At 70.4% G+C, this 1411-nt stretch carries 1 protein-coding gene; it reads right to left on the minus strand.

Annotation, left to right across the window (positions count from 1 at the left end; translation table 11 throughout):
• The coding region (locus BMI01S_RS37480; protein WP_042293457.1) for a phage integrase family protein at positions 1-1371 on the minus strand (1371 nt) is incomplete at its 3' end.
• Positions 1372-1411 lie beyond the last annotated feature (40 nt).

Here is a 1411-nt window from a genome sequence, read left to right on the forward strand (position 1 = left end):
CGCCGTCGTCGCGGGCAGTCCCCGTTCCGTGAGATAGCGCGCGAGCGCCTCCCAGGCAAGCGGCGGCAGCGCCACGCGCGCGACCTTGCCGCCCTTGCCCGTCACGCGCAGCCAGTGATCGCCGCGCGCGTCGGTCTCCACGTGGCCTAGCGTGGCGCCGATGAGTTCGCTCGCGCGCAGGCCGGTTGCGTAGCCGAAGTCGAGCAGGAAGCGTAGCCGCTGCGCGGCGGGCTTCGTCCAGCCGTATGACCACTCGAGGCCGTCGGCGAGGGTGCGCGTCAACGCCCATTCGCCTTCGGTGAAGGCATGCGAGGCATCGAGCGCCGTTACCGTGCTGCCGCCGCGCACCTTCACACCCGAAAACGGATTGGCAAGCACATAGCGCTGTTCGACGAGCCAGCGGAACAGCGCGCCGAGAATCGAGAGCGCATGCGCGACCGAGCGGGCCGAAAGGCTGCCGTTGAACGGACGCCATTCGGGCGACGAGCGCGGCCGCACCGGTCCGATCCAGCGCCCGCGAGGCGCGGGATGGCGCAGGAAGCTGCGGTAGGCGATGGCGTCTTCGGTCGTAAGCGAAGAGAGGGCCCGCCCGCGTTCGACGATCGCCCAGAGGATGAGTCGCTCGGCCTCCTTGCGGTAAGTGCGCTGTGTGGCGGTCGATTCGTGCAGCGAGAGCCAGCTCTGCACGGCCTCATAGTCGTTCGAGGCGTCGAGCGTGCAGGTCGCGCGCGGGGCGCGGAACGTGCCTTCAGAACCGTCGACTTCGTGCGGCAGTTTCAGCGATTCCCATGGTGCGATGTCCCCGCGCTGGCTCGCCACGATGAGCGCGCGGGCCTTTTCGGTGAGTGCGGGCCATGCCGCGAAAAACGCCTCGATCGCGCGGGCGCTCGCCATGCCGAGACCGGGCACGGCCTTCCACCACTGGCGGCGGCGCGGAATGCGCACGGTGAGATCGGCGAGCGTGGTGATGCCGTGCGCGTGCAGCACCCGCACGGCGCGCGGTGCGAACCACTGCGCGATGTCATCGGCGATCTGCGGCTCGGGAGGGCGCGCGGTGCGCAAGGTCTCGATGGCCTGCGCGACCGCCCTGGCGTGCTGCGCGCGCTGTTCGACAGGATGCGAGAGCAGGGCCGCGAGATCGTCGCGATGCGCGGCCCGCGCGATGGCCACGAGCGTGCGCCGGATGCGCCCGAGCACGCCGCGCGCGGACCTGCCGTCGCCAAGTGCGGAGGGCAGATAGCGCGCCACGGCCTGGCGAACCGGCAGGCCCTCGTACCATGCGCGCAGCACGGCGAGTTCACCGGCTGCGGGGAAACCGGGGAATGCGCAGGCGGGAGCGGGGGCAGAGAGCCGGTCGGGACGCGTTTTCATGCGTGGGAGTTTAGCGCATCAACAGATGCGTTGTGATAAG

The sequence above is a fragment of the Paraburkholderia mimosarum LMG 23256 = NBRC 106338 genome, assembly GCF_000739815.1.
Classification (GTDB): Bacteria; Pseudomonadota; Gammaproteobacteria; order Burkholderiales; family Burkholderiaceae; genus Paraburkholderia; species Paraburkholderia mimosarum.